This window comes from Orlajensenia leifsoniae (genome assembly GCF_004570845.1).
Taxonomy (GTDB): domain Bacteria; phylum Actinomycetota; class Actinomycetes; order Actinomycetales; family Microbacteriaceae; genus Orlajensenia; species Orlajensenia leifsoniae.
The window spans coordinates 36,691-51,638 of sequence record NZ_SPQZ01000010.1 but is presented as its reverse complement, the minus strand read 5'-3'; the positions used below and the strand labels follow the sequence as shown (position 1 = coordinate 51,638).

The 14,948-nt window shown below is 68.9% G+C and carries 16 protein-coding genes; 8 read left to right on the top strand and 8 right to left on the bottom strand.

Translation table 11 applies throughout. From position 1 onward, the window contains the following. Window positions 1-3: 3 nt before the first annotated feature. The 3 genes from ychF to E4M00_RS17430 all read right to left on the bottom strand — a co-directional run bounded on the left by ychF (window position 4) and on the right by E4M00_RS17430 (window position 2,227). Window positions 4-1,077: a redox-regulated ATPase YchF gene (gene ychF, locus E4M00_RS17440; RefSeq protein WP_135121750.1), complete on the bottom strand. Its 1,074-nt coding sequence runs from the start codon at window positions 1,075-1,077 to the stop codon at window positions 4-6. 65 nt (window positions 1,078-1,142) lie between these two features. After that, window positions 1,143-1,469, bottom strand: coding sequence for a nuclear transport factor 2 family protein (locus tag E4M00_RS17435; protein WP_135121749.1), 327 nt, complete (start codon window positions 1,467-1,469; stop codon window positions 1,143-1,145). Next, complete coding sequence (locus tag E4M00_RS17430) at window positions 1,466-2,227, bottom strand: HAD family hydrolase (protein ID WP_135121748.1); 762 nt, start codon at window positions 2,225-2,227, stop codon at window positions 1,466-1,468. Before E4M00_RS17430 ends, E4M00_RS17435 begins: the two co-directional genes overlap by 4 nt. A 218-nt stretch (window positions 2,228-2,445) precedes the next feature. Between E4M00_RS17430 and E4M00_RS17425 the strand changes: the two genes are divergently transcribed. Continuing rightward, entirely contained in the window at window positions 2,446-3,063 is a 618-nt protein-coding gene (locus E4M00_RS17425; RefSeq protein ID WP_135121747.1) for a 3'-5' exonuclease, read from the top strand. Between the two features lie 194 nt (window positions 3,064-3,257). Next, window positions 3,258-4,661 carry a DNA recombination protein RmuC gene (locus tag E4M00_RS17420; RefSeq protein WP_135121746.1) on the top strand — a complete coding sequence of 468 codons (1,404 nt, stop codon included), beginning with the start codon at window positions 3,258-3,260 and terminating at the stop codon, window positions 4,659-4,661. 78 nt (window positions 4,662-4,739) lie between these two features. Here the strand turns inward: E4M00_RS17420 and E4M00_RS17415 are convergent, their stop codons facing one another. From E4M00_RS17415 to E4M00_RS17400, 4 genes are all read right to left on the bottom strand, one after another. Beyond that, complete coding sequence (locus E4M00_RS17415) at window positions 4,740-5,240, bottom strand: Clp protease N-terminal domain-containing protein (RefSeq protein ID WP_167756953.1); 501 nt, start codon at window positions 5,238-5,240, stop codon at window positions 4,740-4,742. Then, window positions 5,218-6,618 (bottom strand): MFS transporter, encoded by a 1,401-nt coding sequence (locus E4M00_RS17410; protein ID WP_135121744.1) that lies wholly within the window; start codon window positions 6,616-6,618, stop codon window positions 5,218-5,220. Before E4M00_RS17410 ends, E4M00_RS17415 begins: the two co-directional genes overlap by 23 nt. A 107-nt stretch (window positions 6,619-6,725) precedes the next feature. After that, entirely contained in the window at window positions 6,726-7,712 is a 987-nt protein-coding gene (glpX, locus tag E4M00_RS17405) for a class II fructose-bisphosphatase (protein ID WP_055901320.1), read from the bottom strand. 214 nt (window positions 7,713-7,926) lie between these two features. Further along, entirely contained in the window at window positions 7,927-8,886 is a 960-nt protein-coding gene (locus E4M00_RS17400; protein ID WP_167756952.1) for a fructose-bisphosphatase class II, read from the bottom strand. 182 nt (window positions 8,887-9,068) lie between these two features. Here E4M00_RS17400 and fbaA point away from each other — a divergent pair, with 182 nt between their 5' ends. Both fbaA and E4M00_RS17390 read left to right on the top strand, forming a co-directional pair. Next, complete coding sequence (fbaA, locus tag E4M00_RS17395; protein ID WP_135121742.1) at window positions 9,069-10,094, top strand: class II fructose-bisphosphate aldolase; 1,026 nt, start codon at window positions 9,069-9,071, stop codon at window positions 10,092-10,094. A gap of 7 nt (window positions 10,095-10,101) precedes the next feature. Next, window positions 10,102-10,857: a DUF6264 family protein gene (locus E4M00_RS17390; RefSeq protein ID WP_135121741.1), complete on the top strand. Its 756-nt coding sequence runs from the start codon at window positions 10,102-10,104 to the stop codon at window positions 10,855-10,857. 70 nt (window positions 10,858-10,927) lie between these two features. Here the strand turns inward: E4M00_RS17390 and E4M00_RS17385 are convergent, their stop codons facing one another. Then, window positions 10,928-11,962, bottom strand: a complete 1,035-nt coding sequence (locus E4M00_RS17385) for a 4-hydroxy-3-methylbut-2-enyl diphosphate reductase (protein WP_135121784.1) — start codon at window positions 11,960-11,962, stop codon at window positions 10,928-10,930. A gap of 88 nt (window positions 11,963-12,050) precedes the next feature. Here E4M00_RS17385 and xseA point away from each other — a divergent pair, with 88 nt between their 5' ends. Genes xseA through E4M00_RS17365 form a run of 4 tightly spaced genes read left to right on the top strand, consistent with a single transcriptional unit; the run spans window position 12,051 to window position 14,924 of the window. Beyond that, on the top strand, window positions 12,051-13,355 hold the full coding sequence (gene xseA / locus E4M00_RS17380; RefSeq protein ID WP_135121740.1) for an exodeoxyribonuclease VII large subunit: 1,305 nt from the start codon (window positions 12,051-12,053) through the stop codon (window positions 13,353-13,355). Between the two features lies 1 nt (window position 13,356). Continuing rightward, window positions 13,357-13,620 (top strand): exodeoxyribonuclease VII small subunit, encoded by a 264-nt coding sequence (locus E4M00_RS17375; protein WP_135121739.1) that lies wholly within the window; start codon window positions 13,357-13,359, stop codon window positions 13,618-13,620. After that, window positions 13,620-14,261, top strand: a complete 642-nt coding sequence (locus E4M00_RS17370) for a DUF4245 domain-containing protein (RefSeq protein WP_135121738.1) — start codon at window positions 13,620-13,622, stop codon at window positions 14,259-14,261. Before E4M00_RS17375 ends, E4M00_RS17370 begins: the two co-directional genes overlap by 1 nt. Before the next feature lie 6 nt (window positions 14,262-14,267). After that, a complete protein-coding gene (locus E4M00_RS17365; protein WP_135121737.1) occupies window positions 14,268-14,924 on the top strand; it encodes a carbonic anhydrase in 657 nt (218 codons plus the stop codon). The last annotated feature ends 24 nt before the right edge of the window (window positions 14,925-14,948 follow it).

Below are 14,948 nucleotides of genomic sequence, written 5' to 3'. Positions count from 1 at the left end.
CTGCTACACGTTGAAGCGGAACTCCACCACGTCGCCGTCCTGCATGACGTAGTCCTTGCCCTCGATGCGGGCCTTGCCGTGCGAACGGGCCTCCGCGATGGAACCCGTCGCCACGAGGTCGTCGAAGGAGATGACCTCGGCCTTGATGAAGCCGCGCTCGAAGTCCGTGTGGATGACGCCCGCAGCCTGGGGCGCCTTCGCACCGGTCGGGATCGTCCAGGCGCGGGTCTCCTTGGGACCAGCCGTGAGGTAGGTCTGCAGGCCGAGCGTGGCGAATCCGATGCGGGCGAGCTGGTCGAGGCCCGACTCGTCCTGACCCGTCGACGCGAGGAGCTCTGCAGCGTCGGCCGGGTCGAGGTCGATCAACTCCGACTCGATCTTCGCGTCGAGGAGGACGGCCTGGGCAGGAGCGACGAGGGCCTCGAGCTCGGCGCGCTTGGCGGCATCCGTCAGCACGGCCTCGTCGACGTTGAAGACGTAGATGAAGGGCTTGGCTGTGAGCAGGCCGAGCTCCTTGATGGGAGTGATGTCGACCTTCGAGGCCGAGAGCGGCGTGCCCTTCTGCAGCTCGGCGAGTGCCTCCTGCGCTGCAGCGAGAACGTCGGAGCCGATCTTCTTGGTCTTCAGCTCCTTCTCGAACCGCGGGATGGCCTTCTCGAGGGTCTCCATGTCGGCGAGGATGAGCTCGGTGTTGATGGTCTCCATGTCGGACTTGGGGTCGACCTTGCCCTCGACGTGCACCACGTCGTCATCGGTGAAGCCACGCACGACCTGGGCGATGGCGTCGGCCTCGCGGATGTTCGCGAGGAACTTGTTGCCGAGGCCCTCACCCTCCGATGCACCGCGCACGATGCCGGCGATGTCGACGAAGGAGACCGGGGCGGGCAGGATGCGCTCGCTGCTGAAGATGCCGGCGAGGGTCTCGAGGCGCGGATCGGGCAGGTTCACGACCCCGACGTTCGGCTCGATCGTGGCGAACGGGTAGTTCGCCGCGAGCACCTGATTCTTGGTCAGTGCGTTGAAGAGGGTTGACTTGCCGACGTTGGGCAGGCCGACGATGCCGATTGTAAGAGCCACGGGGGTCAATCGTACCGGTCGCGGGTGCACGCGGGTTCCGGGAGCGGATGCGCCCGCCAGGGCCGCTACGCCGTGATGACCATCCGCTCGATGGCGGAGCCGTCATCGGTGAGGTCGAACGTGAACGTCGATGGGCCGGTGAAGCCGTTGCCGCCGACGTCGGCCATCACCACCACCGTGCGTCCCTCGATGCGGAAGCTCGTGACCTCGAAGGTCTGCTCGACGCCGATGGACTCGCCCTGGGTCCACTGGCGAACGCCGTCGTGGCCTGCGAAGGTGCGCCCCCAGTCGTCGATCACACCGTCGGCCGCGAAGGCTTCGACGAAACGATCGACGTCGCCGGCGTTCGTCGCTTCGAAGAACGCATCGACCGGGCCGGGCAGCGCGTTCACGAGCGTGCTCCGCTGCGGGCAGGCAGCTGCAGGGCGGGCAGCAGTTCGCGCAACGAGGTGATCTCGAGGTCGGGAACGGCATCCGTCGCACCCGCCGTCTCGTCGAGCCGGTTGAGCCAGATGCCCCGGATGCCGGCGGCCTGAGCCCCGGCCACGTCTTTGTCGAGCAGGTCGCCCACGTGCCAGGCGGTGGCTGGGTCTGCGTCGAGCTCGGCCAGCGCGTGGTCGAAGATGGCGCGGTCGGGCTTGGCCGCTCCGACTTCGCCCGAGACGAAGACGGCGTCGAAGCTGTTCTCGATGCCGAGGGCCTCGAGCTTCGCGCGCTGCGCCCCGGTGGGTCCGTTGGTCACGACGGCGAGCGTGATGCCGGCCGCGCGCGCCTCGGCGAGGGTGTCGACGACGTCGTCGAACAGGGTGTGCCCGCCGCGCTCGGCCCGGTGATAGGCATCCGTCGTCGCCTGCAACAGCTCGGCGTCGTGCAGCCCGAACTGCTCGAAGGTGCGCCGCCAGGCCTCGAGTCCGAGCTCGTCGTTGTCGAGATCGCCGCGATACCAGTCGAGCTCGATCTCGGGCCAGTACGTGTCCCAGACGGAATCGTTGACCTTCTCGATCTCGAGTGCGTCGAGCCGGGGGTGCGCCGCGGACAGCCCCTCGCAGGTGGACCTGATGGCCTCGCGCAGCCGACTCCAGTCGAGCATCGTTCCGTCGAGGTCGAGGAACAGGGTCTCGATGAGGCGATCACCGTGGTCTGGATGCACTGCAGCTCCTGTCTCTCCCCTTCTTCCGGCGGGGCCGGGAGACCGGGTGCGATCACCCTACGACCGCCCGCTGACATCAGTCTGAACGACGGGTGACGGATGCCGCAGCCGGCCATTCCCTCGGCGGCATCCGTCTGCGGCATCAGTCTCGGGCAGGCTCCTGCCGACAGGCCGCCGCCGGTGCTGGCCGTGTCGGCGGAGCGTGTAACGATGGCAGGGTGCCAGTGAACTTCACCGCGATCGACTTCGAGACCGCCAACGGATCGAACGTCTCGGCGTGCTCCGTCGGCATGACCAAGGTGCGCGACGGCAAGGTCGTCGAACGCGTGGGCTGGTTCATCCGCCCGCCGTTCCCCCACGACGAGTTCAACGAGTGGAACATCCGCATCCACGGCATCCAGCCCGAGCAGTGCGCCGACGCGTTCGAGTGGGGCGACCAGCTCCCCGACCTGCTCGCCTTCGCCGAGGGCGACGTGCTCGTGGCGCACAACGCCGGCTTCGACATGGGCGTCATCAAGGCCGCGTCCACGTTCGTTGGTTCCGCTGTGCCCGACTTCCGCTACCTCTGCAGCCTGCAGGTGGCACGCAAGACCTACTCGCTCGACTCGTACCGCCTGCCTGTGGCCGCGATGGCCGCGGGCTTCGAGGGCTTCACGCACCACGACGCCCTGGCCGACGCCGAGGCGTGCGCGCACATCATGATCGACGCGGCCGCACGCCACGGAGTCGACGACATGGACGCCCTCGCGAAGGTGGTCGGCGTCAGGTTCGGCGCCATCGGCCCCGTCGCCACGGCCGCGAAGGCAGCGACGCACGGCCCGATGGCGCTGGCGTAGCTCGACGCTCGTTTCAGCCGCACGCGACGTGCGCGCGCCTGGAAACAGGCCCGATCGCACGACCCGCTCCGGAACAGGCCGATTCGACCTGTTTTCACCGCTTCGGCCTGTTCTCGCAGGCTTCGCGGCAGCGGATGCCGCGGCTCGCGGGCCGGCGAACGCAGAGTGTCGGCGGGGCAGGCGACACTGGAGCCATGGACATCCTCGGACTGATCATCGGCCTCGTCGTCGGCATCGCGCTCGGCGCCCTCGCGACGGCGTTCCTGCTGCAGCGCCGCGCTGCGGCGGCCCGTGAGGCTGCCGCGCAGTCCGGCGTGATCGTCGAGGACCCCGCCGTCGTCGAGATGCGTCACCAGGCGCAGCTGGCCGAGGTGCGCGCGGCCGAGTTGGCCGTGCAGGCCGAGATCCGTTCCTCCGAGCACGCCGTGCAGTCAGAGTTGCGCGCCCAGCTCGCCGCCATGGACGCGACGGTGATGGGTCTGCGCGAGCAGATCGGCGCAGCGCAGTCGCAGTACCGCGAGGTCGTCGAGCAGCACCGCACAGAGCAGCAGGCCCGCGAAGACCGCGAGAAGGCCGAGAGCAAGGTCCTCCAGGCCCTCGCCCCGGTCAAGCAGACGTTGTCCGAGATGCAGCTCAAGGTCACCGAGCTCGAGACCCAGCGCAGCCTGCAGCACGGCGAGCTGTCGCAGCAGCTGCGCCAGGCGAGCGAGTCCGAGGAGCGCCTCCGCTCCACCGCCGAGACCCTCGCATCCGCGCTGCGGTCCAACAGCACGCGCGGCGTCTGGGGCGAGACCCAACTGCGCAGCGTCGTCGAGGCGGCCGGCCTCATCGAGCGGGTCGACTTCGACACCCAGGCGAGCATCTCGACGGATGCCGGCGCCGGCCGGCCCGACATGGTCATCCACCTGCCCGGCGGCAAGAACATCGCCGTCGACGCCAAGGTGCCGTTCAACGCTTACCTCGAGGCCAGCCAGATCCCCGCGACAGCGACCGGCGCCGAGGGAGCGCAGCGCGAGGCCAAGCTCAAAGACCACGTCAAGGCCGTGCGCGACCACATCACCACACTCGGCAGCAAGACCTACTGGAACGGCCTCGAGTCCTCGCCCGAACTGGTGATCGCGTTCATCCCCAGTGAATCGCTGGTCTCGAGCGCCCTCGAAGCAGACCCGTCGATCATGGAGTTCGCCTTCAGCAAGCGCGTCGCGCTGGCCTCCCCGGTCACGCTCTGGTCCGTGCTCAAGACCGTCGCGTTCAGCTGGCAGCAGGACGTGCTGACGAACGAGGCGAAGACCCTCTTCGACCTCAGCCGCGAGCTGTACTCCAGGCTCTCGACCACGGCCACCCAGATCGAGAAGCTGGGCCGCACCATCGAGCGCACGGTCAAGGACTACAACACCTTCGTCGGTTCGCTCGAGAGCCGCGTGCTTCCGACGGCCCGCAAGCTCGGTGCGCTCGACGAGACGAAGGTCTTCGCACCTCTCACCCCCATCGAGGAAAGCCCCCGCGAACTGACGGCGTTCGAGCTCGTCGGCGAACTCGAGGCAGCCCGCGTCACCGAGCAGCTCGCCGAGATCGACGAGGAGATCCGCTCGATCTGACGGGCAGCACGAGGCCGGCGTCCTGCGCTCCGGCGCCGGCCTCGACTCCGGCCTCGACCCCAGCTCCAGCGTCGGCGGTCAGCGCCCGGCGGCCCAGTCGCGGAAGTCGAACAGCCGCTGCCGATCGACGCTCAGTTCGTCGAGCACAGCACGAGCGGTGCCGTCCTCCAGCTCCGCTACAGCCACGAGCACGTCGGCTGACTGGAGGCCGCGCGGTCGGTGCATCCGAGACAGCACGCGCGCTCGACGCAGTACCTCGGAGCCGTCTTCCGCGAGCGGCGGACTTCCCGCGAGGAGTACGTCGGGATCAGCGGCATCGTTCGAGGCAGAGGTCGCAGCCGGAGCCGCGCCCGTCAACACGGCTCGATCCAGAACGCGCGCCAACGCTGCACGCACCGCCCGGTCGTCGATCCCGTCGGCGGCGACCGCGGCCCTGGCAGACGGATCCGCCGTGGTGAGGCACCCGATCAGCAGGTGTTCCGGCCCGATGCGAGGGGAACCCGTGCTGAGCGCGGCGCCCTCGGCTGCGCTGAGGATCTCAGCGACCAGGTGTGCGTCAGCCGCCAGCCCGCCGTTCACGTCCGGCCTCCTCATCGGAGGGTGCGTCGAATCCGGCCGCAGCACCGGCACCCGTCACGGCTTCATCTCCGCCGTCGGCGTCCGGGGGCAGGTCGTCCAACGGATGCGCCAACTCGTCGGGCCCGAGCCGCGCGATGAGCAGCGTGGCCAACGCCAGACCGACCGGCACGAGGCCTGCGAACAGGAAGGCCGGGGCGATGCCGATGGCCTCGCCGATGGGTCCGGCGATCGCCATCGAGATGGGCATGAAGGCGAGCGAGACGAAGAAGTCGAGGCTGGAGACACGGCCGAGCATCGACGGCGGAACCCGCCGCTGCAGCAGGGTGCCCCAGACCACGCTGGCGCCGGAGAACAGGAAGCCCGTGATGAGCAGGGCGATCACCATGACCCAGAGCTGGCTGGTGTAGCCGATGACGGCGAGTGGGGCGCACCCGACTCCCCAGCCGAGGATCATCAGTGTGAGGTAGCGGCGCGGAAGCTTCAGGGAGGCGACGGTCAGCGAACCGATGGCACCGCCGACGCCGAAGGCCGCGAGAGCCAGTGCGAACGCACCCGCGCCCCCGCCGGTCTGGTCTTTCACGGCGAACGGCAGCAGCACCTCGATCGGTCCCATGATCACCAGGATCAGCAGAATGGAGAACATGAGGGTGGCGAACAGCCAGCGCGTCTTCACCATGTAGCTGAAGCCGGACCGCAGGTCGAGGAAGGTCTCGACGAGAAGGTGCCTGCGTTCGCCGCCTCCTTCACCGTCGAGGTCGCGCCGCACGGCAGTCGTGCGCATGAGGTACAACGAGATGGCCGCGCCGACCTGCAGCACGGCGATCACGAGGAAGGCCAGGCCCGGGGCGAAGATGGCGATGAGCCCACTGGCCACGGCGGGCCCTGCTGCATTCATCACGGCCGGCCGCAGCACGCCCTCGATGCCGTTGGCAGCGAGCAGCTGGTCGGCCGGGATGATCGCGGGCAGCCAGGCGGAGTAGGCCGGGTAGAAGAACCCGTCGGCCACTCCCAGCACGAAGGCGATGACGGCGAGATGCCAGACCTCGATGGTGCCGGTGAGAGCGAGGACGGCGGCTGTCGCGAAGGCCAGTCCGCGCAGGCTCTCGCACGCGAGCAGGATGCGACGCTGCGGGATGCGGTCGGCTGCGACCCCGCCGAACAGGACGGCCAGCACCAGGCCCACGCTCGCGCCGACGGCGACGAGCGACAGGTCGACGGGGCTGCCGCCGAGCTGCACCACCTGCCAGACCGAGGCCACGAGCCAGCACCCGCCGCTGAACAGCGAGAAGGTGAGCGCGACGATGAGCAGTCTGTACTGGCCATCGGCGAAGGGCTTCAGCGCGCGCGGAAGACGCGTCGCGGCATCCGTCGTCGCCATGTCGGTTCCCCCGTCGAGCGTGGTGTGCGCTGAGTGCGAGCGCTACGCCTCCACGCTACACAGAGCCACCGACCTGCGGCAGTGATGAACGGACACCGATGCGCCCGCTAGTGCCACTTCGAGGCGAGGTGGTCGGCCACGATACGGCGGATCGTGCCGGAGTGCGACCGCAGCACGATCGATTCGGTGCGCAGGGTCGGTCCACGACGGCTGACGCCCGCGACGAGGCCGCCGTCGGTCACGCCCGTGGCCACGAAGATGGTGTTGTTGCCGGCGACCAGGTCGTCGGCCTCATAGGTGCGGTCCATGTCGAGACCGGCCGCGATGCCCTTCTCGCGCTCCTCGTCGTTGCGCGGGGCGAGCCTGGTCTGCATGAATCCGCCGAGCGCCTTGATGGCCGCGGCCGTCGTGATGCCCTCGGGGCTGCCGCCGATGCCCACGCACATGTCGATGCGCGACTCGTAGCGGGCGGCGTTGATGCCGCCGGCGACGTCGCCGTCGAGCATGAGGCGAGTGCCGGCTCCAGCGGCACGGATGTCGGCGATGAGCCCCTCGTGGCGCGGGCGATCGAGCACGGCGACGCGCAGTTCGCCGACGTCCTTGCCGATCGCCTTCGCGAACGCGCGGATGTTGTCGCCGATCGGGCGCTCGATGTCGATGACGCCGGCGCCGGCAGCGTTCGTGACGATCTTGTCCATGTAGAAGACGGATGACGCGTCGAGCATGGTCCCCCGGTCGGAGACGGCGATGACCGAGAGGGCGTTCTGCCGACCCGCGGCCGTGAGGCTGGTGCCGTCGATCGGGTCGACGGCGATGTCGCAGGCCGGGCCTCGGCCGTTGCCGACGTGCTCGCCGTTGAAGAGCATGGGCGCCTCGTCCTTCTCGCCCTCGCCGATCACGATGAGGCCGTCGAAGTTGACGGTGGCGAGGAAGGCGCGCATCGCGTCGACGGCGGCCTTGTCGGCGCTGTTCTTCTCGCCGCGGCCGATCCACGGCACGGCTCGGATCGATGCGGCCTCCGTGGCCCGCACGAGTTCGAGGGCGAGGTTGCGATCGGGGTGCTGATCGAGGCTGGCGGTTTCCGTGGTGCTCATGGGTCCTCCCGGACGCATCGAAGCTGAAGGCCCGTCATCGGACCGCGGTCGACCGGCAGGTCACCGCCTCTTCGAGCCTAGCCACCGGCCTCATCGGCCAGCGGGCGAAAACTCGAGCCGTCGCCGAAAGATCGCCCGATGTTAACGTTTGATCCCAAACTGAGCACGAAGACGGCACTACCAAGCGTGAATATCGACGCGGCCACGGATGCCGTCAGCCCAGCGACACCGTCGTACCGTCGGCGCCGAGCGTCCAGGTGTGCACGACGCCCGCGGACGACACCGGCACGAGTCGGGCACCCTCGCCCAGGTCGATGCCGGTGACCGAGCTGACGACCACGAATGCGTCGGCGGAGCACAGCTCATCGCGATCGTAGGTGCGACCGGAGTCGAGACCGGCCGCACTGAGACGCTCCGCCTCCGACGAGCTCTGCGGAGCGAAGCGGGCGAGCATCGTGCCGCCGAGCATGCGGGCGGCCGCGGCGGTGATGACGCCCTCGGGGGCACCGCCGATTCCGAGCAGCAGATCGATGTCGCCTCCGGGCAGCAGTCCTCGGAAGGCGCGCTCGACGTCTCCGTCGGCGAACAGCTCCACGCGGGCGCCGGCGGCTGCGGCATCCGCCGCGAACGCGGCGTTCCGCGGTCGCTCCTGCACGGCCACCGTCAGGCCGGAGATGGGGCGGCCCGTGCGTACTGAGAGGCGCTCGAGGGTGATGGCGACGGGCTCGTCGAGCGAGCGTGCGGCATCCGGAACCCACGACACCAGCTTCTGCAGGTAGTAGGCGGGGCCGAGGTCGAGCAGCGCGCCGCGTGGGGCGACGGCGAGCACGACGATGGCTCCGGGGACTCCAGCTGCGGCCGAGCGGGTTCCGTCGACGGGGTCGACCGCGATGTCTACGGCGGCAACGGATGCCGCGGACGCGTCTGCCACAGCCGCAGGTGCCGCACCGAACATCTCCCCCACGAAGAGCATCGGAGCCGCATCCTTCTCGCCCTCGCCCACCACGACGCGCCCATCGACGTCGACTCCGTCGAGGGCGCCGCGCAGCGCGACGACGGCCGCAGAGTCGACGGCGTCCTTGTCGCCGGATCCGACCAGCGGATGCACGGCGCGGGCGGCCACCCGGGTCGCATCGACGAAGGCCTGCTCGAGTGCCGGGGTGATGACGGTCATGGGTCCATACTCTCGGACTCCGGACTCACATCGGGCCGGCATCCGACCACGCATCGGGCCGGCATCCGGCCGCACACCGGGCGACGTCGCGGCGGCATCCGCCTGCCACAGCCCGACAGCCACCCTCGCGGCGACTGGATAGACTTCGAGAACACCCCGCAGACATTCCCGAAGGAGTCGCCATGCCCGTCGCAACACCCGAGCAGTACGCCGAGATGCTGAACAAGGCCAAGGCCGGCGGATTCGCCTACCCCGCCTTCAACGTCTCGTCGTCGCAGACCATCCACGCCGTGCTCCAGGGCCTCACCGAGGCTGGATCCGACGGAATCATCCAGGTCACCACGGGTGGAGCCGACTACTTCGCGGGCCACACCGTCAAGAACCGCGCTGCCGGAGCGCTCGCCTTCGCGAAGTTCGCCACCGAGGTCGCCAAGAACTACCCGATCACCGTCGCCCTGCACACGGACCACTGCCCCAAGAACGCTCTCGACGACTTCGTGCTGCCGCTCATCGCAGCCTCCGAGGAGGAGGTGAAGGCGGGCCGCAACCCCATCTTCCAGTCGCACATGTGGGACGGCTCGGCCGTTCCCCTCGATGAGAACATCGAGATCGCGCAGGACATGCTCAATCGCACCCAGGCCATCAACGCCATCCTCGAGGTCGAGATCGGCGTCGTCGGCGGCGAGGAGGACGGCGTGGAGCACGAGGGCAGCAACGAGGCTCTCTACACGACGGTCGGCGACGTCACGAAGGCCGTCGAGGCCCTCGGTCTCGGCGAGAACGGCCGGTACATCGCCGCCCTGACCTTCGGAAACGTGCACGGCGTCTACAAGCCCGGCGGAGTGAAGCTGCGTCCCGAGCTGCTCGGCGAGATCCAGGCCGGCATCGCCGAGAAGTTCGGCACAGGACCCAAGCCGCTCGACCTCGTCTTCCACGGCGGATCGGGCTCGACGGATGCCGAGATCGCCGCAGCCGTCGCCAACGGCGTCGTGAAGATGAACATCGACACCGACACCCAGTACGCGTTCACCCGTGCCATCGCCGACTACATGCTGAAGAACTACGACGGCGTGCTCAAGGTCGACGGCGAGGTCGGGAACAAGAAGCTCTACGACCCCCGCGCCTGGGGCAAGGTCGCCGAGTCCGCCATGGCTGCTCGCGTCGTCGAGTCCACCAAGCAGCTCGGCTCCGCCGGGCACTCGGCGTAGGTCGCTGATGGCTGAGAACCCGACTCCGGACCCTGTGGAAGGGTCGGGTTCGCAGCCCGCCGCCGCGCCCGAGAGCGCGGCATCCGCACCCCAGAAGACGCCGGCCCCGCCCGTCGACACGCGACCGAAGCCTCAGTTCGGCGAGCTCGCCCCTCCCGGCTGGGTGTGGACCCCTCCCGCCGACTCGAAGACCGGCCACCAGCAGGAGCCGATGGTCGTTCACAAGCCCGCGCACGGGCAGAACGCCCCGCAGACTCCGCCGAAGGACCCCAAGGCTCAGAAGGCCGCCAGGGCACCGAAGCAGAAAGCCCCGTCCGGCACCCTGTTCGGGGCCGAGACGCCGCCTGCTCCCGGAGCGGCATCGGCTCTTCCGGCCGATGCGCAGGCTGCCCCCGCCTGGGACCGCCCGGTGACGCTCGCGCTGCTCGTTCTCGGGATCTTCGGCGTCATCCTCTCGATCCAGCTGCAGTCGGGCATCACGCAGTCGATCGCGATCATCCACGAGCAGGAGGGCATCGGCGCCTACACGCCGGTCTCCGCTGTGTCGACGATCGTGATGATCGGCGGCGTCGTGCAGATCATCCTCTGGCTGCTCGCCGCCGGGCTCTCGCTGCTGCAGATCCGCCGCAGGCGCCGGGCCTTCTGGATTCCGATCGTGGTCGGCGTTCTCTCGGCGATCGCCGTCATCTTCGTGATGACGACGGTGCTGCTGACGGATGCCACCCTGCTCAACCACTTCGCCGAGCTGTCGAACACACAGTAAGCAGCGTCGACTGGCAGCGTCGACTGGCACGGCGGCGTCGCCTCCTCACCGAGGAGGCGGCGCGCCCCGGCTAGGAGGAAACGCGCCCGCCGAGCGCCCGCTCGTCCTGCTTGCCCTGGAGGTCCTTGCGGAGTTCCTTGGGCAGGGAGAACATGAGGTCCTCCTCGGCCGTCTTCACGACCTCGATGTCTCCGTAGCCGGCGTCGGCGAGATCGCGCAGCACCTCTTCGACGAGTTCCTCGGGAACCGATGCACCGCTGGTGACACCGACCGTCGCCACGCCATCGAGCCACTCCTGCTTGATCTCGCTGGAGTAGTCGACACGGTAGGCCGCGCTGGCGCCGTACTCGAGGGCGACCTCGACGAGGCGCACGCTGTTGGAGCTGTTCGCCGAGCCGACGACGATGACGAGTTCGGCGTCCGCGGCGACCTTCTTGATGGCCACCTGGCGGTTCTGCGTCGCGTAGCAGATGTCGTCCGACGGCGGATCCTGCAGGTTCGGGAACTTCTCCCGCAGTCGGCGCACGGTCTCCATCGTCTCGTCGACCGAGAGCGTGGTCTGCGAGAGCCACACCACCTTGTCGGGGTCCTGCACGACGAGGTCGTCGACGTCGGCCGGGCTGTTGACGATGGTGACGTGGTCCGGTGCCTCGCCGGCCGTGCCCTCGACCTCTTCATGACCCTCGTGGCCGATCAGCAGGATCTCGAAGTCGTCGCGGGCGAAGCGCACCGCCTCGCGGTGCACCTTGGTGACGAGCGGGCAGGTGGCATCGATGGCCAGGAGCCCGCGATCGGCTGCAGCGTTGACGACGGCCGGCGAGACGCCGTGAGCGCTGAAGACGACGTGCGCGCCCGAGGGCACCTCGTCGACCTCCTCCACGAAGATCGCGCCCTTCTTCTCGAGTTCGGTCACCACGTGGATGTTGTGCACGATCTGCTTGCGCACGTACACGGGGGCGCCGTAGTGCTCGAGCGCCTTCTCCACAGCGATGACGGCGCGGTCGACACCGGCGCAGTATCCGCGGGGTGCAGCGAGCAGCACCTTCTTCTGTCCGAGCACCGGGGTATTCTTGAGCCGCCCCCGCACGCCGGGAATTCGCGGCATTCCGAGGCCGATGGGCGGGGCTTCCGTACTGCTGGTCACGCATCCGATTCTACCGGGGTGTTTCGGCACGACTTGATGAGGGGCTTTCATGACGGATGCGACGACGGATGCGACGACTGCTCCGCCCGCTTCCACCGGTCCCAGCATGGAGACTCCCTGGTCCGTCTCGGTGCTCAGCACCAAGATCAGGGACTACATCGACCGCCTCGGCACGGTCTGGGTCGAGGGCGAGCTCACCCAGTGGAGCGTCTCGGGCGGCAACGTCTACGGCAAGCTCAAAGATCTGAACACCGACGTCACCGTGAGCATCCAGCTCTGGTCGTCGGTGCGCGCCCGCCTCAGCGAGGACTTCAAGCAGGGCGACAGGGTGGTCGCGCTCGTGAAGCCCAACTGGTGGACCAAGGGCGGCAGCCTCACCATGACGGTCGTGCAGCTCAAGCACGTCGGTCTCGGCGACCTGCTCGAGCGTCTCGAGCGGCTGCGCAAGCAGCTCGCCGGCGAGGGCCTGTTCGATGCTGCCCGCAAGAAGCAGTTGCCGTTCCTCCCGCACTGCATCGGACTCATCACAGGCAAGGACTCCGACGCTGAGAAGGACGTGCTGCGCAACGCCCAGCTGCGCTGGCCCGCCGTCGACTTCCGTGTCGTGCACGCTGCAGTGCAGGGAGATCGCTGCGCCCCCGAGGTGACGGCTGCAATCGCCCGGCTCGACGCCGATCCGAAGGTCGACGTCATCATCGTGGCCCGCGGCGGCGGCGACTTCCAGAACCTGCTCGGCTTCAGCGACGAACGCGTGCTCCGGGCTGCTGCATCCGCTGGCACCCCCATCGTCAGTGCGATCGGGCACGAGGCCGACCGCCCCCTGCTCGACGAGGTCGCCGATCTGCGGGCCTCGACGCCGACGGATGCCGCCAAGCGCGTCGTGCCCGACGTCGCCGACGAGCTCGCCAGGGTGCAGCAGGCACGCGCCCGTCTGGGCACCCGTCTCACCCACCTGCTCACGCACGAGGCCGACCGCATCGGCCAGCTGCGCAGTCGTCCAGTGCTGGCGAGCACGAGCTGGATCGTCGACCAGCGCGCCCAGGACCTCACGTACTACCTCGCCCGCGGCTCCGACCTGCTCGATCGCACCATCGAACGCGCGCAGGCCTCGACCACCGAGCTCGCCACGCGCCTCCGCGCCCTGTCACCGCAGGCCACGCTCGACCGCGGCTACGCCATCGCTCAGCTGCCCGACGGCCACGTGCTCCGCCGGGCCGACCAGGCTCCTGCGGGCACCCCCCTCGTGCTCACGCTCGCCGAGGGCGTCGTCGGAGCCGACTCCACGGGACCCGCGACGAGAGGGCAGGCGGCGGCGAGTGAGCCATCGGCGAGTGAGCCGTCGGCGACGAAATAGAATGGATGCCATGCCCACGAACGACGACACCGCGAACCTCAGCTACGAAGAGGCCCGCGACGAGCTCATCCGCGTCGTGAGCGCGCTCGAGCAGGGATCGTCGACGCTCGAGCAGTCGCTCGCGCTGTGGGAGCGCGGCGAACAGCTCGCCCGGCGCTGCGAGGAATGGCTGATCGGTGCGAAGGCGCGCCTCGAGGCTGCACGCGCAGGGGCATCCGCCTCAGCCGCGGCATCCGGAGCGCCCGTCGCATCGGACGCCCACTGATGGCCGCCAAGCCTCCCCGCGTCGTCGCGGAGCTCGGCCGCCCCGAGACTCCGGAGGAGACGGCAGCCCGCAAGGCCGAGAACTCGCGGCTCTACCGGGCCCGCAAGACTCCCAACAATCTCGTGCTCTCGCTCATCGTCTGCGTGGCCGTCGCCTTCGTGATCTTCCTCGCGGTCCCCCGCGGCGACATGAACTTCGACAACACCGTCGACTGGAAAGCCCTATCGGAGACGGCGCAGACCGGCGTTCCCGAGACCCTCGCCAGCCCCGACCTGCCAGACGGCTGGCGCTCCAACACCGCCGTCTACAGGTCGAACGCCGCCGACGACGTCGACGTCTGGTTCATCGGCTTCCTCACCCCGAGCGACGAGTTCATCGGCATGAGCCAGGCCTTCGATGCCAACGACACCTGGGTGGCCACCGAGCTGAAGAACACCATCGCGACGGGCTCGGTGACCATCGACGGTGTCGACTGGACCGTCTACGACAACAGGGCGTCGACCGACGACCTGGGCAACGCCCGTTACGCTCTCGTCACGACATCGGGCGAGAGCACCTGGGTGCTCGCCGGAACGGGCACGCCGTCGGAGTTCAAGACGCTGGCCGAATCTCTCACCCCCACGATCACCGCTGAGGAGTAATACCGGATGACGACTGTTCCCGAACACACGACGCACACCCCGTCGAGCGCGTGGCGGGAACTCCGCCGTGGCAACGAGAGGTTCGTCGCGGGCGAGCCGCAGCATCCGAACCAGGATGTCGGCCGACGCGGAGTCATCGCGGCGGGGCAGGCTCCCATCGCAGCCCTCTTCGGCTGCAGCGACTCCCGTCTGTCGGCCGAGATCATCTTCGACCTGGGCCTCGGCGACCTGTTCGTCGTGCGCAACGCCGGCCAGACCATCTCCGAGTCCGTGCTGGGCTCCCTGGAGTACGCGGTCGGCGTGCTGGGCGTCCCCCTCATCCTCGTGCTCGGCCATGACGAGTGCGGTGCTGTCAGCGCCGCCATCAACTCGGTGGCTCCGGATGCCGCTCCCCTGCCCGTGCACATCCAGGCGCTCGTCGACAAGATCATGCCGGCCGTCACCCGCGTCGCCGGTCCGACGGGCGACGAGCCGATCGACCCCTCCGACATCGACGCATCATTCGTCGGGCGCGAGCACCTGCGCGACACCGTCGCCGAGCTGCTGGAGTCCAGCGAGATGATCAGCGAGGCCATCGCAGAAGGTAGATTGGCTATCGTCGGCGCGAATTACAGGCTCGTCGAGGGCCGCGCCGAGACCGACATCGTCGTCGGCACGGTCTAGTGCCGAACCCCTCCTTTCGAAAGG